This window comes from Pseudomonas sp. FFUP_PS_473, assembly GCF_002858665.1.
GTDB classification, from domain to species: Bacteria; Pseudomonadota; Gammaproteobacteria; order Pseudomonadales; family Pseudomonadaceae; genus Aquipseudomonas; species Aquipseudomonas defluvii.
On record NZ_PJQQ01000037.1, the window covers coordinates 20,419 to 43,314 of the forward strand.

The 22,896-nt window shown below is 58.5% G+C and carries 23 protein-coding genes and 2 tRNA genes; 12 read left to right on the plus strand and 13 right to left on the minus strand.

Annotated features, from left to right (window positions below; all coding sequences use genetic code 11):
• Positions 1–27 precede the first annotated feature (27 nt).
• The gene (gene dinB / locus CYD26_RS20650) at positions 28–1,092 is read right to left on the minus strand and encodes a DNA polymerase IV (protein ID WP_065760796.1); all 1,065 of its coding nucleotides are present in this window, start codon (positions 1,090–1,092) and stop codon (positions 28–30) included.
• Between the two features lie 208 nt (positions 1,093–1,300).
• On the opposite strand from dinB, the gene CYD26_RS20655 reads away from it, so the two are divergent.
• The 4 genes from CYD26_RS20655 to CYD26_RS20670 all read left to right on the plus strand — a co-directional run bounded on the left by CYD26_RS20655 (position 1,301) and on the right by CYD26_RS20670 (position 5,744).
• Positions 1,301–1,377 (plus strand) — tRNA-Met (locus CYD26_RS20655).
• A gap of 130 nt (positions 1,378–1,507) precedes the next feature.
• Positions 1,508–1,584, plus strand: a tRNA-Met gene (locus tag CYD26_RS20660).
• A gap of 222 nt (positions 1,585–1,806) precedes the next feature.
• The gene (mprF, locus tag CYD26_RS20665) at positions 1,807–4,449 is read left to right on the plus strand and encodes a bifunctional lysylphosphatidylglycerol flippase/synthetase MprF (RefSeq protein ID WP_102053496.1); all 2,643 of its coding nucleotides are present in this window, start codon (positions 1,807–1,809) and stop codon (positions 4,447–4,449) included.
• A complete protein-coding gene (locus CYD26_RS20670) occupies positions 4,449–5,744 on the plus strand; it encodes a virulence factor family protein (protein WP_102053497.1) in 1,296 nt (431 codons plus the stop codon). Before mprF ends, CYD26_RS20670 begins: the two co-directional genes overlap by 1 nt.
• Positions 5,745–5,791: 47 nt before the next feature.
• On the opposite strand, the gene CYD26_RS20675 is transcribed toward CYD26_RS20670, so the two are convergent.
• Positions 5,792–7,690 (minus strand): potassium transporter Kup, encoded by a 1,899-nt coding sequence (locus tag CYD26_RS20675; RefSeq protein WP_065760799.1) that lies wholly within the window; start codon positions 7,688–7,690, stop codon positions 5,792–5,794.
• A gap of 266 nt (positions 7,691–7,956) precedes the next feature.
• On the opposite strand from CYD26_RS20675, the gene rimO reads away from it, so the two are divergent.
• The 5 genes from rimO (at position 7,957) to tsaA (ending at position 11,894) form a co-directional block, all read left to right on the plus strand.
• A complete protein-coding gene (rimO, locus tag CYD26_RS20685) occupies positions 7,957–9,294 on the plus strand; it encodes a 30S ribosomal protein S12 methylthiotransferase RimO (RefSeq protein WP_102053498.1) in 1,338 nt (445 codons plus the stop codon).
• Positions 9,295–9,380: 86 nt separating this feature from the next.
• Entirely contained in the window at positions 9,381–9,851 is a 471-nt protein-coding gene (locus CYD26_RS20690) for a GNAT family N-acetyltransferase (RefSeq protein WP_102053499.1), read from the plus strand.
• Positions 9,852–9,969: 118 nt separating this feature from the next.
• A complete protein-coding gene (locus CYD26_RS20695; RefSeq protein WP_099776560.1) occupies positions 9,970–10,680 on the plus strand; it encodes an rRNA pseudouridine synthase in 711 nt (236 codons plus the stop codon).
• 49 nt (positions 10,681–10,729) lie between these two features.
• Positions 10,730–11,191 carry a DUF1456 family protein gene (locus CYD26_RS20700; protein WP_065760803.1) on the plus strand — a complete coding sequence of 154 codons (462 nt, stop codon included), beginning with the start codon at positions 10,730–10,732 and terminating at the stop codon, positions 11,189–11,191.
• 7 nt (positions 11,192–11,198) lie between these two features.
• Positions 11,199–11,894, plus strand: coding sequence for a tRNA (N6-threonylcarbamoyladenosine(37)-N6)-methyltransferase TrmO (gene tsaA, locus CYD26_RS20705; RefSeq protein WP_102053500.1), 696 nt, complete (start codon positions 11,199–11,201; stop codon positions 11,892–11,894).
• Between the two features lie 71 nt (positions 11,895–11,965).
• Here the strand turns inward: tsaA and fpr are convergent, their stop codons facing one another.
• Positions 11,966–12,745, minus strand: a complete 780-nt coding sequence (fpr, locus tag CYD26_RS20710; RefSeq protein WP_065760805.1) for a ferredoxin-NADP reductase — start codon at positions 12,743–12,745, stop codon at positions 11,966–11,968.
• A 120-nt stretch (positions 12,746–12,865) separates the two neighbouring features.
• Between fpr and CYD26_RS20715 the strand changes: the two genes are divergently transcribed.
• The gene (locus CYD26_RS20715; protein WP_065760806.1) at positions 12,866–13,792 is read left to right on the plus strand and encodes a LysR family transcriptional regulator; all 927 of its coding nucleotides are present in this window, start codon (positions 12,866–12,868) and stop codon (positions 13,790–13,792) included.
• On the opposite strand, the gene CYD26_RS20720 is transcribed toward CYD26_RS20715, so the two are convergent.
• The 3 genes from CYD26_RS20720 to CYD26_RS20730 all read right to left on the minus strand — a co-directional run bounded on the left by CYD26_RS20720 (position 13,789) and on the right by CYD26_RS20730 (position 15,832).
• On the minus strand, positions 13,789–14,151 hold the full coding sequence (locus tag CYD26_RS20720; protein WP_065760807.1) for a diacylglycerol kinase: 363 nt from the start codon (positions 14,149–14,151) through the stop codon (positions 13,789–13,791). The genes CYD26_RS20715 and CYD26_RS20720 overlap by 4 nt on opposite strands.
• A gap of 74 nt (positions 14,152–14,225) precedes the next feature.
• Positions 14,226–14,876, minus strand: a complete 651-nt coding sequence (erdR, locus tag CYD26_RS20725; RefSeq protein ID WP_065760808.1) for a response regulator transcription factor ErdR — start codon at positions 14,874–14,876, stop codon at positions 14,226–14,228.
• 245 nt (positions 14,877–15,121) lie between these two features.
• The gene (locus tag CYD26_RS20730) at positions 15,122–15,832 is read right to left on the minus strand and encodes a tRNA-uridine aminocarboxypropyltransferase (protein WP_099773791.1); all 711 of its coding nucleotides are present in this window, start codon (positions 15,830–15,832) and stop codon (positions 15,122–15,124) included.
• A gap of 204 nt (positions 15,833–16,036) precedes the next feature.
• On the opposite strand from CYD26_RS20730, the gene CYD26_RS20735 reads away from it, so the two are divergent.
• On the plus strand, positions 16,037–16,456 hold the full coding sequence (locus tag CYD26_RS20735; protein WP_065760810.1) for a quorum-sensing-regulated virulence factor family protein: 420 nt from the start codon (positions 16,037–16,039) through the stop codon (positions 16,454–16,456).
• A 5-nt stretch (positions 16,457–16,461) separates the two neighbouring features.
• On the opposite strand, the gene CYD26_RS20740 is transcribed toward CYD26_RS20735, so the two are convergent.
• Positions 16,462–16,656 (minus strand): hypothetical protein, encoded by a 195-nt coding sequence (locus tag CYD26_RS20740; RefSeq protein ID WP_065760811.1) that lies wholly within the window; start codon positions 16,654–16,656, stop codon positions 16,462–16,464.
• Positions 16,657–17,077: 421 nt separating this feature from the next.
• Between CYD26_RS20740 and CYD26_RS20745 the strand changes: the two genes are divergently transcribed.
• On the plus strand, positions 17,078–18,196 hold the full coding sequence (locus CYD26_RS20745; RefSeq protein ID WP_099773790.1) for a TIGR00730 family Rossman fold protein: 1,119 nt from the start codon (positions 17,078–17,080) through the stop codon (positions 18,194–18,196).
• A 32-nt stretch (positions 18,197–18,228) separates the two neighbouring features.
• On the opposite strand, the gene recX is transcribed toward CYD26_RS20745, so the two are convergent.
• From recX to CYD26_RS20775, 6 genes are all read right to left on the minus strand, one after another.
• Positions 18,229–18,696, minus strand: coding sequence for a recombination regulator RecX (gene recX, locus CYD26_RS20750; RefSeq protein ID WP_065760813.1), 468 nt, complete (start codon positions 18,694–18,696; stop codon positions 18,229–18,231).
• Between the two features lie 8 nt (positions 18,697–18,704).
• Positions 18,705–19,775: a recombinase RecA gene (gene recA, locus CYD26_RS20755; protein ID WP_065760814.1), complete on the minus strand. Its 1,071-nt coding sequence runs from the start codon at positions 19,773–19,775 to the stop codon at positions 18,705–18,707.
• Positions 19,776–19,878: 103 nt separating this feature from the next.
• Positions 19,879–20,361: a CinA family protein gene (locus CYD26_RS20760; RefSeq protein WP_065760815.1), complete on the minus strand. Its 483-nt coding sequence runs from the start codon at positions 20,359–20,361 to the stop codon at positions 19,879–19,881.
• Positions 20,362–20,869: 508 nt separating this feature from the next.
• Entirely contained in the window at positions 20,870–21,664 is a 795-nt protein-coding gene (locus CYD26_RS20765) for a DNA adenine methylase (protein ID WP_102053501.1), read from the minus strand.
• Positions 21,665–21,818: 154 nt separating this feature from the next.
• Positions 21,819–22,340 (minus strand): lysis system i-spanin subunit Rz, encoded by a 522-nt coding sequence (locus CYD26_RS20770; protein WP_102053502.1) that lies wholly within the window; start codon positions 22,338–22,340, stop codon positions 21,819–21,821.
• Positions 22,337–22,801 carry a glycoside hydrolase family 19 protein gene (locus tag CYD26_RS20775; protein WP_102053503.1) on the minus strand — a complete coding sequence of 155 codons (465 nt, stop codon included), beginning with the start codon at positions 22,799–22,801 and terminating at the stop codon, positions 22,337–22,339. Before CYD26_RS20775 ends, CYD26_RS20770 begins: the two co-directional genes overlap by 4 nt.
• Positions 22,802–22,896: the final 95 nt, after the last annotated feature.

Below are 22,896 nucleotides of genomic sequence, written 5' to 3' on the forward strand. Positions count from 1 at the left end.
GTGGGTACGTGCCTGACGTGCCCCACCTCAATCGAGCGAAAACAGCTCTAGTTGCTCATGGGCCCCGCGCAAATCCTGCAAGCGCACCCCAATCCCAAGTAGCCTCACAGGCTTGCCGCCACGGGCAAATGCCTGGCTCATCAGATGCTGATAGCTCTCCAAGTCGCGGCTTGCCCCCGCCTGCTCCAGCGTGGTCTGAGTAAAGTCATGGAACTTGACCTTGACGAACGGTTTACCTGGCCGATAACTGCTATCGATACGCGCCATGCGACCTGCCAGTGCATCCAGCAATGCGGGTAATTTATCCAGACAACTTGCCAGATCGGGCAAGTCGGCATCATAGGTGTTCTCAACACTGACCGACTGACGCCGACAATCATTCTGCACGGCGCGCTCATCAATGCCCCGCGCCAAATTGAAAAGTCGCTCGCCAAAACTGCCAAACTCGCGCACCAGCGCCAAGCGACTCCAATCGCGCAACTCCAGGCAATTGACAACGCCCAGCCGACCGAGCTTGTCCGCCGTTACCTTGCCGACACCATGCAGCTTGCTCACCGGCAACACCGCGACAAATTCCTCAACCTGCGCAGGCGTAATCACAAACAAGCCGTTGGGTTTGCGCCAGTCACTGGCGATCTTGGCCAAAAACTTGTTGGGCGCCACTCCCGCCGAGACCGTGATGTGCAAACGCTGGGAAACCCGCCGACGGATATCTTCGGCAATGCGCGTGGCGCTACCGGAAAAGTGCGGGCTGTCTGACACATCCAGGTAAGCCTCATCCAGAGACAGGGGCTCGATGAGATCGGTGTAGTCGCGGAAGATGTTTTGTATCTCACGCGATGCTTCTTTATAAGCATCCATGCGCGGCTTGACGATCAACAAGTCTGGACACAGCTTTAGCGCATGCCGTGATGACATGGCAGAGCGCACACCGAAGGCCCGGGCCTCATAGTTACAGGTCGCAATGACCCCTCGCCGCTCGGCAGCGCCGCCGACCGCCATAGGCCGACCCGCCAAGCGGGGGTCATCGCGCATTTCGATGGCGGCATAAAAGCAATCGCAGTCGATATGGATGATCTTGCGTTGAGGCATGATTGGCCAAGCAACCCGTAAAAAGAGTGCTCGCAGTATCTCACCCTGTTGCCGAGCCGTGCACCCGACAGGATGCAAAACCCGGCACAAGCCATGGCCCGCCTGCCTCGCAGGGCATTACAGGCTGGCTAAATAGTTGAACGAAAAGGTTTTTTTCCACATCGCTATTGACAGCATCGCGCAAAACTGTAGAATCTCGTTCCACAGGCGCGGGATGGAGCAGCCTGGTAGCTCGTCGGGCTCATAACCCGAAGGTCGTCGGTTCAAATCCGGCTCCCGCAACCAGATTAAGAAAAGGCCACTCGAAAGAGTGGCCTTTTTCTTTGCGCCGAAAAAAGCCCACAGGGTTTTCCATTGAAATTCAATAATTAAGCATTGACAGCAATAGCCAACGCTGTAGAATGCGCCCCACAGACGCGGGATGGAGCAGCCTGGTAGCTCGTCGGGCTCATAACCCGAAGGTCGTCGGTTCAAATCCGGCTCCCGCAACCAAACGTCTGAAAAAGGCCACTTTGAAAAAAGTGGCCTTTTTTTTTGCGCTCGTCATACGCCCCCCCTCTCCGCCCTACTCCAGGGCAGCATGAAACTTCTTTAACCAACCCGGTGCATCGCATAAGCATCATGACAGGGTAATATTCTGTAAATCTTTTCCACAGGGATTGGTAACTTGACTGGGTACTTCCATCCTGTCGCGCACAATCCGATAGGTGATTGATGCGCACTCACACCACTGACATCGAGACTTCCGTAACGGCAGCACAGCCAATTGCGCCGCAGCGCTTGCGCTGGCTTGAGCGCGTCAGCAAGTACCGCCAGCCCATTGGCCTGACTGTAACCTTGTTGCTGTTCGGCATTGCCCTGGTGGCCTGTCGACACATGCTCAACGAGCTGGATATCTATGCGCTGCACGACTCACTGCTGAGTGTTCCATTGCCATCACTTGGTGGTGCACTGCTGGCCACCCTGATCGGCTTTATCATCCTGCTCGGTTATGAGTGGTCGGCCAGCCGCTATGCCAATGTGAAGCTTGCCCCCCAAACCCTGGTACTGGGCGGTTTTACTGCTTTTGCCATTGGCAACGCCATTGGCCTGTCGCTGCTGTCTGGTGGCTCCGTGCGCTATCGCCTCTATGCGCGGCATGGTCTGGGAGCGTCCGAGGTGGCGCGCATGACCTTGTTCGCCAGCCTCTCCCTGGGTTGCGCGCTACCGCCGCTGGCCGCGCTCGCGACCCTTAGCGACCTGCACGCTGCGTCTACGGCGCTGCGCCTGCCAGCGAGCCTGCTGGCGAGCCTTGCGGTACTGGTTCTCGCGCTAAGCGCGCTCCTTGCGTTTGGCCTTTACCGTCGACGCCTGCCCGAACAACCCATTGCCGATAACCTGCTGGTTCAGATTGGTCGACGCACCTTGCGCCTGCCAGGCGTTCGACTGACCGCACTGCAACTGGTCATTACTGCACTGGATGTCGCCGCTGCAGCCACAGTGCTTTATCTGCTCCTGCCAGAAGCACCGCCCTTTGGGGCCTTCCTGCTGGTTTACCTCATCGCACTGGCTGCTGGTGTATTGAGTCATGTTCCCGGCGGCGTTGGTGTATTTGAGGCCATTCTGCTGGCAGCCTTCGCCAACCAATTGGGTGCTGCCCCACTGGCTGCCGCACTGCTGATTTACCGACTGATCTATGTAGTGCTTCCTCTGCTGCTGGCTTGCGTAGCGCTGCTGGCCACCGAGGCGAGACGCTTTCTTTTTGCCCGTCAAGCCATGCGGGCGGCCTCCGGCCTTGCCGCGCCAGTACTGGCGGTTCTGGTGTTCCTTTCCGGTGTGGTCCTGCTGTTTTCGGGTGCTACCCCTGAGATTGACACCCGCCTGGAACACATGGGCTTCCTGGTACCCCATCGGTTAATCGACGCATCTCACTTCGGCGCCAGTTTGGTTGGCGTACTCTGCCTACTGCTGGCCCAAGGGTTGCGTCGGCGCCTTTCGGCAGCCTGGATGCTAACCACCATCCTGCTGCTGGTGGGCGCTTTGCTGTCCTTGCTCAAGGGTTTCGACTGGGAAGAGGCCAGCATTCTGATCCTCACCGCATGCCTGCTGGCGCTGTTTCGTCGCTCGTTCTATCGCCCCAGCCGCCTTCTGGAGTTACCGTTTTCACCTGTCTACGTCGTCGCCAGCGCCTGCGTACTGGGTGCCTCGATCTGGCTTCTGCTATTCGCCTATCAGGACGTTCCTTACAGCCATCAACTGTGGTGGCAATTCACCCTGGATGCTGACGCACCGCGCGGCCTGCGCTCGGCGCTGGGCAGCGCAGTACTGCTGGTGATCGTTGCACTCACGTGGCTACTGCGCACCGCCAAGCCTGTCATTCACCTGCCAAACGACGACGAACTGCAGCGCGCCAAGCACATCCTGCTCGCCTCGGACCAGCCCGACGGTGGCCTGGCCCTGACCGGCGACAAGGCCCTGCTGTTTCACCCCGATGACAATGCCTTCCTGATGTACGCACGTCGCGGTCGCAGCCTGGTCGCCTTGTATGACCCCATCGGCCCTGCTCAACAACGTGCCGAGATGATCTGGCAGTTCCGCGACCTCTGCGATGTTCACCACGCCCGCCCGGTGTTCTATCAGGTACGCGCGGAGAACCTGCCGTTCTATATGGACATAGGCCTGACCGCACTCAAGCTGGGCGAAGAAGCACGCGTCGACCTCAAGCGCTTCGACCTTGAAGCCAAGGGCAAGGAAATGAAGGATCTGCGCTACACCTGGAACCGCGGCGGTCGGGACGGCCTGACCCTGGAAATTCATGAACCAGGAGAAGCACCGCTGGAAGAACTGAAGGTCATATCCGATGCGTGGCTGACCGGTAAGAACGTACGTGAGAAAGGCTTCTCACTGGGCCGCTTCAGCGCCGATTACCTGCAGCACTTTCGCATTGCCTTGATCCGGTTCGAAGGCCGTCCGGTGGCGTTCGCCAACCTGCTGGAAACCCACAGCCATGAACTGGCCAGCCTTGACCTGATGCGCGCGCACCCAGAAGCACCGAAGCTGACCATGGAGTTCATGATGATCGGCCTGATCCAACACTATAAAAAACATGACTACGCTCGTTTCAGCCTGGGCATGGTGCCCTTGTCCGGGCTACAACCACGGCGTGGCGCACCACTGACTCAACGATTGGGCTCATTGGTTTTTCAGCGCGGCGAACAACTCTACAACTTTCAGGGCCTGCGCCGCTTCAAAGACAAGTTCCAGCCCGACTGGGAACCCCGTTACATGGCCGTACCCGCAGGACTTGATCCGCTGGTAGCGCTGGCCGACACTGCCGCCCTGATCGCCGGCGGCCTGACTGGATTGGTGAAACGCTAATGATTCGACGCTATTGGCTGTACGCACTGACAACCTTGGTGGCAGCCCTGATTGCCGTCGCCTTGGGCTTCTGGCTCTGGACACGACCAGCACCACAGGCACAACTGGAACACCTGTCACTGCAAGACGGTAGCCCCGTGACCCGTACAACGCCTGGCACCCAAGCCAAGGCCCGCGTGCTCGTAGCCGTCCCTCAGGATCAAACCCTGAGTGATAAACAACTGCTCGACCTGAGCCAGAGTGGCAGCGCCCAACTCGTTCAAGTGATCCTGCCGGTCACCGACTGCGCTAAACAGCAGCAGGTTGTGCAGGAGGCGCTCAAGCAACTTCAGGGCGACGCCACTCTGGTTGCGGGCATCGGCCCTGGCGCCGCACAGGCATGGCGCTGGCTGTCCGAACAGACAAACGACAAGGCTCAGGCGATTTCGGTCGATTTCACCCTGGAGCAGGCAGGCTGCCCTGCCCCTCTGCCGAAGTCAGCCGCGCACGGCCACTGGAGCGTGGCCTGGAACGACAATCCGGATGACGCCAGTGCGGCCTTCGTCCGTGATCAGCAAAATGCAGAAACCAGCATCAGCGACTACGACGTCCACTTGCCTCAAGTACTCAAGGCTCAACTGACCCAGGCACTGATTGGTCAGGACGGCAACGCCATGAGCATCCCGGTTGTTGAAGTACCTGCCGGGCAGACGGCTGACACCGTAACGCTGTTCCTCTCCGGTGACGGCGGCTGGCGCGACCTGGACCGGGACGTCGCGGGTGAAATGGCCAAACTGGGGTACCCGGTGGTAGGTATCGATACCCTGCGTTACTACTGGCAGCACAAAACTCCAGCGCAAAGCGCCGTCGACCTGTCCGAGTTGATGCAACACTATCGCCAGAAATGGGGCACCAAGCGCTTCGTACTCACGGGCTACTCCTTCGGCGCCGACGTGCTGCCGGCAATCTACAACCGCTTACCCAGCGAAGATCAAAAGCGCATTGACGCAGTGATTTTGCTGGCCTTTGCCCGCAGTGGCAGCTTTGAAATCGAAGTCGAAGGCTGGCTGGGCAATGCTGGCAAAGAGGCGCCAACCGGCCCGGAAATGGCGAAATTGCCCGCTGCCAAGGTGCTTTGTGTCTATGGCATGGAGGAAACCGACGAAAGTGGCTGTACCGAAAGTACGGCCGTCGGCGAGCGGCTCAAGCTGCCGGGCGGCCATCACTTCGACGAGAACTACCCGGCCCTGGCTAAACGCCTGATCGACGGCATCGAAAACCGTCAAGGTAAAACCAACGTCGCCGAACAACAGTAAGTCGACTGTGCAAACGGGCTCCCAGCGGAGCCCGTTTTTTTTGCCCGTTACATTTCGACCTGGGTTCCCAGTTCAATCACGCGGTTAAGCGGCAGGTTGAAGAAGCGCAAGTTACTGTTGGCATTCTTCAGCAGGAACGCGAACACCGTCGCACGCCACCGCGCCATCCCCACAAGACGCGAAGCGATCACGGTCTCCCGGCTGAGGAAGTAGGTGGTGCGCATTGGGCTGAAGTCCAGTTCCTCGAGATGACACAACTTCAGTGCTGCAGGCACATCTGGCTCGTCCATGAAGCCGAAGTGCAGAATGACCCGGTAGAAGCCCTCACCGTAGGCCTCGACCTCAAAGCGCTGCTGGGCAGGCACGCGCGGCGCATCCTCGTTGACTACAGTCAGCAGCACGACCTGTTTATGCAACACCTGGTTGTGCAACATATTGTGCAGCAGCGCATGGGGCACGGCATCCGCCCGTGCAGTGAGGAACACTGCAGTACCTTCAACCCGATGGGGCGGCTGCACGCGGATACTGCTGATAAAGATCGGCAGCGGCAGGCTTCCTTCATCCAACCGTTCAACCAGAATCTGTTTACCGCGCTTCCACGTGGTCATCAACATGAACAGGACAACACCCGCCAAGACCGGAAACGCGCCACCCTGGAAAATTTTCGGCACGTTGGCGGCAAAGAACAGCCCGTCGACCAAGAGAAAGCCTACCAATACCGGTACAGCCAGAACCGGTGGCCACTTCCACAACAGCAACATGACAGCAGAAACCAGCAAGGTCGTGATCAGCATGGTCCCGGTCACGGCTACACCGTAAGCGGAGGCCAGCGCACCCGAGGACTCGAAACCGAGCACCAGCAAAATCACCCCGACCATCAGCGACCAGTTCACGGCGCCGATATAGATTTGCCCTTGCTCGTCACTGGAGGTGTGCTGGATGTGCATACGCGGCACATAGCCAAGCTGGATCGCCTGGCGAGTCAGGGAAAAGGCCCCGGAAATCACCGCCTGGGAGGCAATGACCGTCGCCAGCGTCGCCAAACCGACCAGAGGTATCAGCGCCCAGTCCGGTGCCAACAGGTAGAACGGATTGCGTGCGGCATCCGGCGTCTCCAGGATCAAGGCACCCTGACCAAAGTAATTGAGCACCAGCGCTGGCAACACCAGGGCAAACCAGGCCCGTGCAATGGGCTTGCGACCAAAATGCCCCATGTCGGCATACAGTGCTTCAGCACCCGTCAACGCCAACACCACCGCCCCAAGAATCGCTACGCCCATACCGGGATGCACAATGAAGAAGCGTACCGCCCACAGGGGATTGAGCGCCTGAAGCACTTCAGGCCGCTGAACAATGCCATGCACGCCAAGCGAAGCCAGTACCAGAAACCAGGCAACCATCACCGGACCGAACAAAATGCCGATTCGAGCCGTGCCATGACGCTGGATAAGGAAAAGCCCCACCAGAATGACCAGCGCCACCGGAATGACCCAATGGCCAATGCCCTCGAAGGCCAACTCCATCCCCTCGACAGCCGACAGTACCGAGATTGCTGGGGTGATCATGCTGTCGCCGTAGAACAGCGCCGCACCGAACAAACCGAATACCACCAGTAACGTGCGCAGTTTCGGATACGGAGACGCTGCTCGTCGGGCCAGCGCCGTCAGCGCCATGATCCCGCCTTCACCCTGGTTATCAGCCCTCAGGATGAACAGCACGTACTTGATGGACACAACCCAAATCAGCGACCAGAAGATCAATGACAGAATACCCAGTACTCCATCATGGTTGACCGGTACCCCATAGCCGCCGGAAAAGACTTCCTTGAGGGTGTACAAAGGGCTGGTCCCGATATCACCGTAAACCACCCCGACCGCTGCCACCAGCAGGCTTAGCGGTTTTGCCGCCGACTGCCCGGTATCGGCATGACTGCTTGCCTGAACCATCAACCACTCCCGCAACCAAGCCCCTGAAGCCTGAGAAATTCGCGCCAGATGCTAGCATTTATGCAATCCGCGAACGGTGACCCGCAGCAACTGACATCAACGCTGGCACAACGCCGCGAAGCATAGCGCAGCGTTCGTCGTATTTCTGCTGGTCAAGTAGGATTACGCTCGCTAGAATTGCGCACTTTTTGATCAGAGGCGCCCAAACGCCCGCCAAGGTTGTCGTGCCATTCGGCCTGGCAACCTCTTCAACACCGAGGTTAGTCATGTCCACCACCCCTACGCCCACCACGCCCAAGGTTGGCTTTGTTTCCCTGGGTTGCCCCAAGGCCCTGGTCGATTCCGAGCGCATCCTGACCCAACTGCGCATGGAAGGCTACGAAGTCGTGCCCACCTATCAGGATGCCGATGTGGTAGTGGTCAACACCTGTGGTTTCATCGATTCGGCCAAGGCCGAGTCGCTGGAAGTGATCGGTGAAGCCATTGCCGAAAACGGCAAGGTGATCGTCACCGGCTGCATGGGTGTCGAAGAAGGCGCCATTCGCGACGTACACCCAAGCGTACTGGCCGTGACCGGTCCGCAACAATATGAACAAGTGGTCAACGCCGTCCACGAAGTGATTCCGCCCAAGCAGGACCACAACCCGTTGATCGACCTGGTGCCACCACAAGGCATCAAACTGACGCCCCGCCACTACGCCTACCTGAAGATTTCCGAAGGCTGCAACCACAGCTGCAGCTTCTGCATCATCCCGTCGATGCGTGGCAAGCTGGTCAGCCGCCCGGTGGGCGAAGTGCTGAGCGAGGCAGAGCGCCTGGTCAAGGCCGGCGTCAAGGAGCTGCTGGTGATCTCTCAGGACACCAGCGCCTACGGCGTCGACGTCAAGTACAAAACCGATTTCTGGAACGGTCGCCCGGTCAAGACCCGCATGCTCGAACTGTGCGAAGCACTGAGCAGCCTTGGGGTCTGGGTGCGCTTGCACTACGTCTACCCGTATCCAAACGTCGACGACGTGATCCCACTGATGGCCGAGGGCAAAATCCTACCGTACCTGGACATTCCGTTCCAGCACGCCAGCCCGAAAGTGCTCAAATCGATGAAGCGGCCGGCCTTCGAAGACAAGACCCTGGCACGCATCAAGAAATGGCGCGAGCAGTGCCCAGAGCTGATTATCCGCTCGACCTTCATCGTTGGCTTCCCGGGTGAAACTGAGGAAGACTTCCAGTACCTGCTCGACTGGCTCAGCGAGGCCCAGCTTGACCGTGTCGGCTGCTTCCAGTACTCGCCCGTCGAAGGCGCACCGGCCAATGACCTGGGCCTTGAAGTCGTACCAGACGACGTCAAGCAGGATCGCTGGGACCGCTTCATGGCCCACCAACAGCAAATCAGTGCCGCACGCCTGCAATTGCGAGTTGGCAAGGAAATCGAAGTGCTCATCGATGAAGTCGACGAGCAAGGCGCCATTGGCCGCAGTTTCTTCGATGCGCCAGAGATCGATGGTGTGGTCTATGTCGAAAGCGACCGCGACCTCAAGCCAGGTGACAAGGTGCTGTGCCGCGTAACCGAAGCCGACGAATACGATCTGTGGGCCGAAACCCTCTGATCAACCGCGTCTGAAAAAGCCCTGCCAGCGATGGCGGGGCTTTTTTACGGCTATGGTTTCCTCATCCCACAGAGGAGACCCTTGAAATGCCCCAGCTTCATCGGGTTCAAACCCCCAGCTTCAACGACTACCCAGAACTGATCCGCGTCTGGGAAGCCTCGGTGCGCGCCACCCACGACTTTCTGCCGAACGACTATATCTGCCTGCTGCGCGAGCAGATGCGCAAACAGTATCTCGACGCCGTCATGCTGATCTACTGCAAAGACCGCCAGCAGCGTATCAGCGGTTTTGCCGGGGTTGCCGCCGGACGCGTGGAAATGCTCTTCGTTGATCCGGACTACCGCGGCCAGGGCGTGGGCAAACAACTATTGCGCTACGCCATCGAGCACCTGAATGCAGAGCAACTGGATGTCAATGAACAAAACCCACAGGCGCTAGGCTTCTATCTCAAACAAGGCTTTGAAATCATCGGCCGATCAGAAACCGACGGCATGGGACAACCTTACCCCCTACTCCACTTAAGGCTTGTTCATACACTGTCTTTAACTTCAGGCTGACAGCCAACGTAGTACTACTCCGAAATAGGGCAAAACCGCGCTATCGACGAATGTTGCCGGGATTAACCGGGACCAGCCGGGTACAATGGTGGCCTTTCCCTGTGCCACGGCTGTCGTCATGTCTGAACCCATTCGTCTTTCCAAACGCCTTATCGAAGTTGTCGGCTGCTCCCGGCGCGAGGCAGAGCTGTTCATTGAGGGTGGCTGGGTCACAGTGGACGGCCAGATCGTCGACGAACCACAGCACAAGGTCAGCAGCGAGCAGGTCGAACTGTTGCCCGGCGCCAAGGCCGAAGCACTGGAACCGGTCACCCTGTTGCTCAATCAACAGCCCGAAGACACCCTCGACAGTGCGTTGGCCAGTATCAATGCGCTCAGCCTGTCCGAACTGCACCGTTACGGTAAGCGCCCACTCAAGGGCCACTTCAGCCGCCTGACGAGTGCCGCCCTGCTCCAGGAAGGTGCCAGCGGGTTGCAGGTGTTCAGCCAGGACTGGCGGGTATTGCGCAAGCTCACCCAGGACATTGCCAAGCTTGAGCAGGAGTATGTCGTCGAAGTCAGTGGCGAGATCATCGCCCACGGCCTTGAACGACTGAACCGCGGGGTGATCTGGCAAGGCAATACACTGCCGCCGGTCAAGGCCAGCTGGCAGAACGAAACGCGCCTGCGCATCGCACTGAAAAACCCGGCACCCGGCGTCATCGTGCAGTTGTGCAAAAGTGTCGGCCTGAGCGTTGTCAGCATGCGCAGGCTTCGCCTCGGCGGCGTAGCCATGGGCAAGTTGCCTCTGGGCCAATGGCGCTATCTGGCGGCTCAGGAAAAGTTCTAGCACCACAGGCGCTACCACTCGGGTGGCGCCCCCGATCAGGATTGTTCTCATGATTCACAACGATGTACTGCGCAGCCTGCGCTACCTGCTGGAAATCAACGACGCCAAGCTGATTGAACTCATCAAGCTGGGTGGGTTGGACGTCAGCAAGGCCGACATCGCCACCTACCTGAAAAAAGAGGATGAAGAAGGCTTCGTCCGCTGCCCGGATGAAGTCCTGGCGCATTGCCTTGACGGTCTGGTGTACTTCAAGCGCGGCAAGGACGAGAGCCGCCCGGCCCTGCCGATCGAGCTTCCGGTGACCAATAACATTGTCATGAAGAAATTGCGTGTCGCCTTTGAGCTCAAGGAAGAAGACCTGCACGCGATTCTCAAGGCCGTCGACTTCCCGGTTTCCAAGCCAGAGCTCAGCGCACTGTTCCGCAAGGTCGGGCACAGTAACTACCGCCCCTGTGGCGACCAGTTGCTGCGCAACTTCCTCAAGGGCCTGACCCTGCGGGTACGTGGTTGAGGCGCCGATGAACCACAGTGTCGCCCCCGTCGGCATCCTGCACTCCTGTTTCAAGGAAAAGTTTGCCATCCCGCGTCAACCCCAACTGGCGCCAGCCGCGCGCGGGGTGCTCGAACTGCTACCGCCGTTCGATCAGGGCGATGCAGTCGCCGGTCTTGAGCAGGTCAGCCACATCTGGCTGCTGTTCCTGTTCCATCAGGCATTGGAGGACAAACCTCGGCTGAAGGTGCGTCCGCCACGCCTGGGAGGCAACAAGTCCATGGGGGTGTTCGCAACGCGCGCCACCCACCGCCCTAACGGCATAGGTCAGTCCGTTGTCAGGCTGGAGAAGGTTGAACCGGGTCGGTTGTTCCTCTCAGGTATCGACCTGCTGGACGGCACCCCCGTGCTGGATATCAAGCCGTACGTTCCCTATGCCGACAGCATTGGCGATGCGGTGAATACGATGGCCAGCGCCCCGCCCGCACCGATCCAGGTGGAGTGGAGCGACCAGGCATTGCATCAGGCACAAGAGCACGCCTTGCGTCTCAGCGAGCCGCTGGCAGAACTGATCGAGCAATGCCTGGCGCAAGACCCGCGCCCGGCGTACCAGGTTCCCCCCGCCGAGCGAATCTACGGCGTAAAGTTCTGGGATGTGCAGGTGCGCTGGCACTATCCCCACCCGGACATGATCCGGGTGCTGGAAGTCGTGCGCGAGCCATAGCCCCGAACCAGCAAGGTGTAAAAACGAAAAAAGCAGGCCTAAGCCTGCTTTTTTTCGTTCAAACCGCGAGATTACTTCTCGACGAATGCCCGCTCGATCAGATAGTCGCCCGGCTCGCGCATACGTGGCGAGACCTTCAGACCGAAGCTGTCGAGCACTTCACTGGTTTCATCCAGCATGCTCGGGCTACCACAGATCATCGCGCGGTCATCTTCCGGGTTGATCGGCGGCAGACCAATGTCGCTGAACAGCTTGCCGCTGCGCATCAGGTCAGTCAGACGCCCCTGGTTCTCGAATGGCTCACGGGTTACGGTTGGGTAGTAGATCAGCTTGTCACGCAGCGCCTCGCCGAAGAACTCATTCTGTGGCAGGTGCTCGGTGATGAACTCGCGGTAGGCGACTTCGTTCACATAGCGCACGCCATGAACCAGAATGACTTTCTCGAAGCGCTCGTAGGTTTCCGGGTCCTGGATGACGCTCATGAACGGCGCCAGGCCGGTACCCGTGCTCAGCAGGTACAAGTGCTTGCCCGGCTTCAGGTCGTCAAGGACCAGCGTGCCGGTAGGCTTCTTGCTGATGATGATCTCATCGCCTTCCTTGAGGTGCTGCAACTGCGAGGTCAGCGGGCCGTCCGGCACCTTGATGCTGAAGAACTCCAGATGCTCTTCCCAGTTTGGGCTGGCAATAGAATAGGCGCGCATGAGCGGACGGCCATTAGGTTGTTGCAGGCCGATCATCACGAACTGACCGTTCTCGAAGCGCAGGCCCGGATCACGGGTGCACTTGAAGCTGAACAGGGTGTCGTTCCAGTGATGGACACTGAGAACACGTTCGTGGTTCATGTTGCTCATGTATAGGGCTCCTGAAGAAAAACGCGGCGCTAACCGTGAGCGCGATTGCGCAATAGTTTAGTGGCAGCGACAATATCTGTTAAATGAATTATCAAGATATGTCTTATCGGTTATATAGATATGCGATTTACGCTTCGTCAGCTTCAAGTCTTCGTCGCCGTAGCCCAGTACCAGAGCGTCTCACGCGCCGCTGGCATACTGGCGTTGTCGCAATCCGCCGCCAGCACGTCAATCACAGAGCTTGAACGTCAATCCAGTTGCCAGCTCTTCGACCGTGCCGGCAAGCGCCTCAGCCTCAACGCACTGGGTCAGCAACTGCTGCCTCAGGCCGTCGCACTGCTCGACCAGGCCAAGGAAATTGAGGACCTGCTCAATGGTAAGTCCGGGTTTGGCTCCTTGGCTGTCGGCGCTACGCTGACGATCGGAAACTACCTCGCTACGCTGCTGATCGGCAGCTTCATGCAGGTTCACCCTGAAAGCCAGGTCAAACTGCACGTGCAGAACACGGCGCATATCGTGCATCAGGTAGCGCACTACGAAATTGACCTGGGTCTAATCGAAGGCGACTGCAACCACCCGGACCTGGAAGTTCAGCCTTGGGTCGAGGACGAACTGGTAGTGTTCTGCGCCCCCCAGCACCCCTTGGCGCAGCGCGGCCAGGCCAGCCTTGACGAGCTGACACGGGAGGCATGGATTCTGCGCGAGCAAGGCTCAGGCACTCGCCTGACCTTCGATCAAGCGATGCGCCACCACCGCTCGGCACTTAATATCCGCCTTGAACTGGAACACACCGAAGCAATCAAACGTGCAGTGGAATCAGGGCTGGGCATCGGCTGCATTTCCCGCCTTGCCCTGCGAGACGCCTTTCGCCGAGGCAGCCTGGTAGCCTTGGAAACCCCCGAGCTTGACCTCGCCCGACAGTTCTACTTCATCTGGCATAAACAGAAGTACCAGACCTCGGCGATGCGCGAATTCCTGGAGCTATGCAGAACCTTCACGGCCGGGGTGCAGCGCAGCGACGAAATCGTGCTACCCCGCATTCCTTAAAGCAGGATTACCGCCCAGACCAGGCCGACCATGCTCAAGGCTACCAACTGTGCAGCACTGCCCATGTCCTTGGCGTTCTTCGACAGTGGGTGGCGCTCAAGCGAGATACGGTCGATTGCTGCTTCCACTGCCGAGTTCAGCAACTCGACGATCAGGCCGAGCAGGCAGACAGCGATCAGAATCGCCCGCTCGGCACGGCTGACCTGAAGCCAGAACGCCAACGGGATCAACACGACATTGAGCAATACCAACTGGCGAAAGGCTGCTTCGCCGGTGAAGGCAGCACGCAAGCCATCGAACGAGTAACCAGCAGCATTGAAAATACGCTTGAGGCCGGTTTGGCCCTTGAATGGCGACATAAAAAACCACTTCATCCTTAAAAACGCTGAAGGCTAGTTCAGCTCGGGTCAAAAAAGCGTGAAGGCAGACGGCTTTAGCTACCCGAAACAGACTCAAGTTGTTGCAGCAGCAAGGCCGCCTGAGTACGAGTACGCACACCCAACTTGCGGAAAATCGCCGTGACGTGCGCTTTGATGGTCGCCTCGGAAACACTCAATTCATAGGCGATCTGCTTGTTCAGCAAACCTTCGCAGACCATGGTCAGCACCCGGAATTGCTGTGGTGTCAAACTGGCAAGCCCTTCACTGGCAGCCTTGGCTTCAGCTGAAACATCAACTTTCTCGAACGCCTGAGGCGGCCACCAGACATCACCATCCAGAACCTTGCGCACGGCGTCCTGAATCGTCTCCAGCGGGCTCGACTTCGGAATAAAGCCGCTAGCACCGAATTCACGAGACTTCACTACCACCGATGCCTCTTCCTGAGCGGAAACCATCACCACAGGAATCTGCGGGTACTGCCCGCGTAGCAGGACCAAACCGGAGAATCCGTAGGCGCCTGGCATATTGAGGTCCAGCAACACCAGATCCCAGTCGGCCTTTTCAGTCAATCGGGTTTCCAGTTCGGCGATGCTCGCCACTTCCACCAGCCGCACGTCCGGGCCAAGGCCCAACGTCACGGCCTGGCGCATCGCACTGCGAAAAAGTGGGTGGTCATCGGCAATCAGGATTTCGTACGTGGCCATCGATCTAATGATCCTGTTCTATGCAGGCGCGCTAAAGACCGGACGCCTGGCGGGGAGCAACTCAAGGCTTGGGAGGCAGTACCACATGCCAAAATGGCGTAACGAGGCGATAAAAGTGTTTCAAGCTTCGTCACAACTGAATCGGCGCCAAGGATGCCGAGCTCAGACCGGGTGGTCAAGTTCGGCACCTTGCGGCGCTGCCTGCGTGCTCATTATGAACCGAACACACTGTGGACGCCCTTGTACTATAGGAAGGGCTGCAGCCGTTGATGCACTTCATCCTGTTCATCGACAGGACGGTGGAACTTGGCGCCCAGGTAGTGCGCACTGAAGACATCCAGATAGGCATCAAGCGCCTCGGCAGCTCGCTGATCGGCGGCCAACTCCAGACACATGGCAGCCACTTCGGCGGTACAAAAATGATCATCGCGCTTGGACCGACGCAGACGATAGCGTGACAGTTGCTCAGGTTGCAGGCTCAGTACAGGGAAGCGGTCCAGGTACGGGCTCTTGCGAAACATTTTTCGCGCCTCGGTCCAGGTCGCATCCAGCAAGATGAATAGCGGCCGCTTGCCAGGTTCACGAACAACCTCGGTCACCACCCGTTGCGGCTCGACAAACTCCCCTGGGAACACAATGTAAGGCTGCCAGTGAGGCTGTTCCAGCAGTGCCAGCAACTGCTCATCCACTGAGGTGCGCTGCCAGCCAAAAGCCGTCGTGTCGGCAATGATGTCGGCAATCAGCCATCCCGTATTGGTCGGTTTCAGTGGCTCGGTATCATGCATCAACAGGCACATGGCCGACTCGGCGGCAACCCGTGGCTTCCACGCACACAGGCAATGGCTGTCAATGACTCGACAGCCTGGGCAACGAGGCGCACGCGAACCACGTGCAACAAAAGGTTTGACGCTGCGGGCCAGGCGATCGGCTCGCAGACGGGAGACAGCATGGGTCATGGATGGCACAACGAAGGCAGGAGACAATTGACGCAGTTTACCAGAGGCCGTCAGCCACCGAGTGTTTTTGCCATGGAGCCGGGCTCTGTGCTCCCCTATAATCGCCAGCCTATCGATGCGCGCTGGCGCAAACAGGCCTGCCGATGGTGGAACGCAACGCCAGAGCGCAGGTCCAACCGCCAGTTACCGAACCAGGAGAAATTCATGCTGCGCTTTATCGCCCCAACCCTCGGCCTGTTGCTGGCTCTGCCTCTGGCGGCAAATGCTGCTTCGCTGCAGGACTATGAGCTTGGCAAAATGCTGGACAAGGTTGCCAAGGAAAGCAGTGTTGGCACACCTCGGGCGATCAACGAGGACATTCTCGACCAAGGTTACACCGTTGATGGCAAGGAACTGATCAACCATTTGAGCGTACGAGAAAGCCATGCGCAGCAAATGCGAGCGAACCCGGATATGGTTCGTGGACAATTGGGCGCCAGCGTCTGTCGTAACACGGGCTACCGTCAGCTACTGGCGCGCGGCGCGGTTCTACGCTACGAATTTACCGAGTACAAAACCAATCGCCCAATAGCCGTACAGCGCTTCAACGCCTCCGACTGCGGCCTGAGCCAGAAAAAGAAATAATCTGGTTACCCCTCACTGGCGCGCCGCTGCTCTTCATCGGCACGCAACTCGGACACGAGTGCCTGGATGTAACGCGAACGACACTCTCCCCCTTCGAGACGTCGCAGGCACTCCTCCTCAAGGCTCAGGTCACCGGCCTGCGCTGCAATTTGCAGCGACGCATATAACTGTGTATCCACATCCAGAATCAACCGACGCATAGGTTATGCCTCCCTGCACTCAAACACTGTGATCGTCCTTGAAGTTAATCAGATTGCTCTGCTAATTGGATCCGATCAGATGAGCGGTCGACATCTGCACCTGAAACGACATGAATCCATGATCGTTATGCTATGAAGAACAGGTCATCACGACAGCATGAACACCCGACAGGGTCTAGATTAATAACCAACCACCACTTTTATTTCGGGCACAACAAAGAGGCGTATCCACACCCGGTACACTACTGCCTCTGGCGGCAACAATAGCCATACCGATAATCAGTGCTGCCAGTAGGCCCAGAGAGCCTATCGAGATGCCGACCTCGCAAATCGGACTGAAGCAGCCAGCAACACATGAGTGTTGCAGCCAGATCGAAATACGCGTTCTGGCCAGCAGTTTTGCTGCAAAAGGAGAAGTTGAATGCCTAACAAACCGAATGAGCTTCTTGCGAACTACTTCAAGAACAACGGAATCAACCTCGACAACGTCGACGAACAACTGAAGCTGGTCGCCCCCAACAGCCCCAACTTGTCGCTCTACCGGGACATGATGCTGACCGTCCTGCGGATGGCGCATGACGACAGCAACCGCTGGAATGCGAAGATCACCCTCCAGGCCCTGCGCGAACTGGATCATGCCTTCCGCGTGCTGGAACAGTACAAAGGCCAGCGCAAGGTAACGGTCTTCGGCTCGGCCCGAACCCCGATCGAACACCCCATGTATGGCCTGGCAAAAGAACTGGGCGCCACCCTGGCGCGCTCGGACATGATGGTCATCACAGGTGCTGGTGGTGGCATCATGGCTGCCGCCCATGAAGGCGCTGGCGTGGAACATAGCCTGGGTTTCAATATCACCCTGCCATTCGAGCAACACGCCAACGCAACAGTCGAAGGCACAGACAAGCTGCTGCCGTTCCACTTCTTCTTCATCCGCAAACTCTTCTTCGTGAAAGAGGCCGATGCGCTGGTGCTATGCCCTGGTGGCTTTGGCACGCTGGATGAAGCACTGGAGGTCCTGACCCTTATCCAGACGGGCAAAAGCCCGTTGGTACCCGTGGTACTGCTGGATGCCCCTGGCGGCTCATTCTGGCAGGACGCCCTGAAATTCATTACCCATCAGCTGGAGGAAAACCGCTACATCCTGCCAAGCGACATGAAGTTGCTGCGCCTGGTGCACAGCACAGAGGAAGCGGTCGAAGAGATCAACCAGTTCTACAGTAACTACCACTCCAGTCGCTGGATGAAGACCCAGTTCATCATTCGCATGCATCATCGCCTCAGCGACGCAGCGATGCTCGATATTGCAGAAGTGTTTGCAGATCTACGCCAGCATGGTCATTTCCATCAACACGCCCACAGCTGCGTGGAGCTTGACGACCCGCAATTCAGCCACCTGCATCGGTTGGCTTTCGCCTTCAATGGACGCGATTACGGTCGCCTGCGCGAACTGGTGGACTTCATCAACCATCCGGAAAACTGGGCCAAACCCCAACCCATGCACACCACACAGCATGCACGGGAAGCGCTGAAGGTCACGTGAAGCTATGTGATCGAGGCTGAGTACCCGGAACGTTAGTCATCCAGACCTCGGCCGCTCAGCAAGCGGCCGACCAAGTCCATGGGGAAGCCCCGGTAAACCAGAAAGCGGGTTTGCTGGGCGCGACCGCGAGGATCGCTAGGCAATTGCCCTGCGAACTTGCGCTGCCAGACATCGAGCAATTGCGCCTGCCAGTCTACCCCTGACTCACGCAGGGCCTGCTCGATATCCGAGCGCTGCAAACCGCGCTGGCTCAACTCCTCTCGTATGCGAGCAGGGCCATAGCCGGAGCGAGAGCGGTAACTGATGAAGCTTTCCAGGTAGCGAGCCTCACTGAGCAGCCCCTCGTCCGTCAAACGGTCAAGTTCCTGTTCGATCATCTCGGGAGATGCGCCGCGCTGACGCAACTTGCGCGTCAACTCGACACGACCATGCTCGCGGCGCGCGAGCAGGTCCATGGCTGTCCGCCTTACGGCGACGGGGGTATCGAGTACGACGGACATGGGCGGGATCAGAAGTCAGCGTCAGCGTCGACCAAATCGTCTTCAGGAGCGGCATCGGCGACCGCAGCCTTACCAGCAGCCTCTACCGCCCCCGGGTTCAGGAGCTTGTCGCGGATCTGCTTCTCAAGGGTGGCAGCGATCTCCGGGTTATCCTGCAGGAACTTGGCCGAGTTGGCCTTGCCTTGACCAATCTTGCTGCCCTGATAGCTGTACCAGGCGCCCGATTTTTCCAGCAGACCGTGCTGCACACCCAGGTCAATGATCTCGCCGTTGAGGTAGATGCCCTTACCGTAGAGGATCTGGAACTCGGCCTGGCGGAATGGCGGGGCCACCTTGTTCTTGACGATCTTGACGCGGGTTTCGCTACCGACCACTTCGTCGCCTTCCTTGACCGCGCCGGTACGGCGGATGTCCAGACGAACCGAGGCGTAGAATTTCAGCGCGTTACCACCGGTGGTGGTTTCCGGGCTACCGAACATCACACCGATCTTCATGCGGATCTGGTTGATGAAGATCACCAGGCAGTTGGCGTTCTTGATGTTGCCGGTAATCTTACGCAGGGCCTGGGACATCAGGCGAGCCTGGAGGCCCACGTGCATGTCGCCCATTTCACCTTCGATTTCAGCCTTTGGCACCAATGCGGCAACGGAGTCGACGATGATCACGTCAACCGCATTGGAACGCACCAGCATGTCGGTGATTTCCAGTGCCTGCTCACCCGTGTCAGGCTGCGAAACCAGCAAGTCGTCGACATTGACGCCCAGCTTGCCAGCGTATTCCGGGTCGAGTGCGTGTTCGGCGTCGACGAAAGCGCAAGTAGCACCCATTTTCTGGGCCTGAGCGATCACCGAAAGGGTCAGCGTGGTTTTACCGGACGACTCAGGGCCGTAGATCTCGACGATACGGCCTTTTGGCAGACCGCCAATACCCAGGGCAATGTCCAGCCCCAGCGAGCCAGTGGAGATGGCCGGGATCGCCTGGCGCTCATGGTCACCCATGCGCATGACAGCGCCTTTACCGAATTGACGTTCGATTTGACCCAGGGCCGCAGCCAAGGCACGCTTCTTGTTGTCGTCCATTGAAGTCCTCACGTAATCGATAGGCCCTGACGGCCAGAACACCTGTATAAGTAGCCAGTATTATTTCACAGGGTTTTGTTTCCGCCTACCCCCGAATAGCGATTTACTCCGCCCCAAGCTGTAACAAGCCGTCTAGCGCGGCGATTACCGCTTGTCGGCGAACCGCTTCGCGGTCACCCTCGAAGTGCCTGCGCTCGGCCGTCACCTGCTCGCCGTCGGCCCACGCCAGCCATACAGTGCCCACCGGCTTGGCAGCAGAACCACCCTCCGGGCCGGCCACACCACTGACTGCCACGGCAAAACGTGCCCCGCTGGCGGCCTGCGCACCTCGCACCATGGCCTCGACAACCTCCTGACTGACTGCACCAACCTGGCCGAACAACGCCGCAGGAACCCCGAGTTGGCGGGTCTTCTGTGCATTGGAATAGGTCACATAACCGGCCTCGAACCAGGCAGAGCTGCCAGGAATTCGGGTGATCGCCTCGGCAATGCCGCCCCCCGTGCAGGACTCGGCGGTGGTCACATGAGCCTTGAAGCGACGCAGATGCTCACCCAGCCGGGCGGCAAGAACGGTAATTGGGTCCATGGCAAACTCCTTGAAAGTCTTGCGCCCTACCCTACACCAAGCATCGTGTGGCAGAAACGCTCGCGGCAGGTCACGCGACTACTGCTCCGCCCTTGCGGCATCGAGTGTCGCAGCACGCAGCAGTTTAAAGGGCATTCACAGCCGGCTGCGCTAAGCAATGAATGCAGCCGAGCGAACTTAAAATGCATGAGCATAAAGAGCATCCAACTCACTGACCCAGCATGCAATTGACATTACCCAAGCGCCAGCAATGCAGAAAAAATCCCTGTAGTATTAGACGATTCGCAATTGTCCAAAAGACTGCTCGCTGTAAGGCCTTGAATGTCTGATCTTTCCGCACACACCCCGATTGTGCTCAGGTATTGACGGAAAAAGCCCGGAAGCCCCACTAACTAAGGGCTTCCGGGCTTTTCTTTATAAGGCTTGAGAACGTCTAATCAGCATTAAATGGCATAGGTTGGCGTACAGATTGCCCCATTTTTGCCCCACAAAACGCAACAGCACCGCATCAAAATAGGCCACCCAAAGCCGCAGGCACCCAGTTCATGATTACCAGCTCACCAGTAACATCGGCCTTTCCTTGCCGCTGGTTCGTGTTGCTGTAGCGAATGTCCAAAGTTTCAAAATGGAAGCCATCGAACACCCGTCGGATATCTGGGTGATCGTTGATGCTGACCATCACTTTGCCCTTGCAGCTGCGCATGAACGCCGCCATGCGCTCGTAGTTTTCAAAGGGGAAGTCGAGGCCATACCCAGCGGTCTGCCAATACGGTGGGTCCATGTAGTGGAACGTGTGCGCCCGGTCGTAGCGCTCCGCGCATTCCAGCCACGGGAGGTTTTCGACGTAAGTGCCAGCGAGCCGCTGCCAAGCTGCAGAGAGGTTTTCTTCAATGCGCAGCAGGTTGATGGCCGGGCCGGTTGTCGCGGTACCGAAGGTCTGCCCGGACACCTTGCCACCAAAGGCGTGCTGCTGCAGGTAGAAGAACCGGGCGGTACGCTGGATGTCCGTCAGCGTCTCGGGCCGGGTCATCTTCTGCCACTCGAAAATTTGGCGTGAGCTCAGTGCCCATTTGAACTGGCGGACGAATTCCTCCAAGTGGTTCTGCACCACCCGATAGAGCGTCACCAAGTCACCGTTAAGATCATTGAGCACCTCGACCGGTGCGGGCTGCGGGCGCATAAAGAACAGCGCAGCACCACCGGCAAAGACCTCGACATAGCATTCATGAGGGGGAAAGAGGGGAATGAGGCGGTCGGCCAGGCGGCGCTTGCCGCCCATCCAGGGAATGATAGGAGTCGTCATTTGAGAGCAAGTCTTTACTGTATGAATAAACAGGTGTTAGGCTCCCCGCGCTTTGTGCACAGAGCAGGAGCCTCGGCTGGACTTGCAGGAAGGGTCTGCGGGTTTGGCGGCCCGAGTGGATGTTGACGCATCCACTCGGCCCGCTCCTTTCATTTCATTGCGCGATGCCGCGCACATAGGCCTGACAGGCCTTAAGAGCGATCAATCCTTCGTCGCCGTCACTGGTGATGCCGACAATTCGTTGAGCATGCGCTGGGTCAAGTTGGGCTCGCGTGCCTCCATGAACCACGCTGCTGGGGCCGGAGGCTTCTCGCACCCCACTGCTACCACTCGGGACGGCGGCGGGGCCGGCGAGTAGGACTGACAGCCGCAAATCAGCAGTAGCCAGCCGGTCACGCAGGCGAGCCTGGTCATTCTGTTCATCGGTCAATTCCTTGTAGTGGGCCTCATCACTGGCCTGCAGGCGGTCTTCCAGTTCGCGGCGCCGCCCCTGCTCTTCTTCCTGCCAATCAATCACGGCCGCAGCAGCCTGCTCACGCCCTCTCTGGAATGTTTCGGCCTGCACGGCCAGTTGCTGGCCGTAGCTGGCGGCCTGCCACAGCCACACCACCCGACCACCCAGGGCGAGCCCTAGCAGCAGAGCCAAGAAGGCCAGACGAAAATTCATGCCTTTCATGGCAACACCTTCAGAGCACGCTCATACAGCACTTCACGATCAGCCAGACCATTGATACCGCCATTGATACGTTTGGTGATCAGCACAAAAGCCCCTTTGTCAGCCAGCGTATTGAGCCCTGCTCGATGCCAAAACCACCCTGCAGACAGACACGCATAGACCGGGTGCTCGAGCAGCTCAGGCGCGTTGAGCAAACGACTGTCGCAGAACAGTGCCTCGCTGCAGGCTTCATAGTTGTCCCGACCTGTGATCTGAATCAGCCCCCTGCCCCGGTACTTCTGACCGTCACCATCTGGCTCTGGCGTGTTACCCAGTCGCTGAGCCAAGGTGCCCGTATCGTACTTGGCCAAATAAGCGTCACCGCCCAACTCCCGAACGTAGCGAAGCTGGCCGGACTCATGGCCGATCTGGGCGATGAACGCGGCAGTACGCAGTCGGGTGACAATCCCGTACTTACCCATAGCGGCATTAAGGGCAGGATCGAGTAGGAGGCGAGTTCACACCCGCCGTCCTCTCACACCACCGTGCGTACGGTTCCGTACACGGCGGTTCAGGT

Coding starts and splice junctions, on each gene's coding strand:
- dinB (WP_065760796.1), bottom strand. CDS start 1,092: ATGCCTCAACGCAAGATCATCCATATCGACTGCGATTGCTTTTATGCC.
- mprF (WP_102053496.1), top strand. CDS start 1,807: ATGCGCACTCACACCACTGACATCGAGACTTCCGTAACGGCAGCACAG.
- CYD26_RS20670 (WP_102053497.1), top strand. CDS start 4,449: ATGATTCGACGCTATTGGCTGTACGCACTGACAACCTTGGTGGCAGCC.
- CYD26_RS20675 (WP_065760799.1), bottom strand. CDS start 7,690: ATGGTTCAGGCAAGCAGTCATGCCGATACCGGGCAGTCGGCGGCAAAA.
- rimO (WP_102053498.1), top strand. CDS start 7,957: ATGTCCACCACCCCTACGCCCACCACGCCCAAGGTTGGCTTTGTTTCC.
- CYD26_RS20690 (WP_102053499.1), top strand. CDS start 9,381: ATGCCCCAGCTTCATCGGGTTCAAACCCCCAGCTTCAACGACTACCCA.
- CYD26_RS20695 (WP_099776560.1), top strand. CDS start 9,970: ATGTCTGAACCCATTCGTCTTTCCAAACGCCTTATCGAAGTTGTCGGC.
- CYD26_RS20700 (WP_065760803.1), top strand. CDS start 10,730: ATGATTCACAACGATGTACTGCGCAGCCTGCGCTACCTGCTGGAAATC.
- tsaA (WP_102053500.1), top strand. CDS start 11,199: ATGAACCACAGTGTCGCCCCCGTCGGCATCCTGCACTCCTGTTTCAAG.
- fpr (WP_065760805.1), bottom strand. CDS start 12,745: ATGAGCAACATGAACCACGAACGTGTTCTCAGTGTCCATCACTGGAAC.
- CYD26_RS20715 (WP_065760806.1), top strand. CDS start 12,866: ATGCGATTTACGCTTCGTCAGCTTCAAGTCTTCGTCGCCGTAGCCCAG.
- CYD26_RS20720 (WP_065760807.1), bottom strand. CDS start 14,151: ATGTCGCCATTCAAGGGCCAAACCGGCCTCAAGCGTATTTTCAATGCT.
- erdR (WP_065760808.1), bottom strand. CDS start 14,876: ATGGCCACGTACGAAATCCTGATTGCCGATGACCACCCACTTTTTCGC.
- CYD26_RS20730 (WP_099773791.1), bottom strand. CDS start 15,832: ATGACCCATGCTGTCTCCCGTCTGCGAGCCGATCGCCTGGCCCGCAGC.
- CYD26_RS20735 (WP_065760810.1), top strand. CDS start 16,037: ATGCTGCGCTTTATCGCCCCAACCCTCGGCCTGTTGCTGGCTCTGCCT.
- CYD26_RS20740 (WP_065760811.1), bottom strand. CDS start 16,656: ATGCGTCGGTTGATTCTGGATGTGGATACACAGTTATATGCGTCGCTG.
- CYD26_RS20745 (WP_099773790.1), top strand. CDS start 17,078: ATGCCTAACAAACCGAATGAGCTTCTTGCGAACTACTTCAAGAACAAC.
- recX (WP_065760813.1), bottom strand. CDS start 18,696: ATGTCCGTCGTACTCGATACCCCCGTCGCCGTAAGGCGGACAGCCATG.
- recA (WP_065760814.1), bottom strand. CDS start 19,775: ATGGACGACAACAAGAAGCGTGCCTTGGCTGCGGCCCTGGGTCAAATC.
- CYD26_RS20760 (WP_065760815.1), bottom strand. CDS start 20,361: ATGGACCCAATTACCGTTCTTGCCGCCCGGCTGGGTGAGCATCTGCGT.
- CYD26_RS20765 (WP_102053501.1), bottom strand. CDS start 21,664: ATGACGACTCCTATCATTCCCTGGATGGGCGGCAAGCGCCGCCTGGCC.
- CYD26_RS20770 (WP_102053502.1), bottom strand. CDS start 22,340: ATGAAAGGCATGAATTTTCGTCTGGCCTTCTTGGCTCTGCTGCTAGGG.
- CYD26_RS20775 (WP_102053503.1), bottom strand. CDS start 22,801: ATGGGTAAGTACGGGATTGTCACCCGACTGCGTACTGCCGCGTTCATC.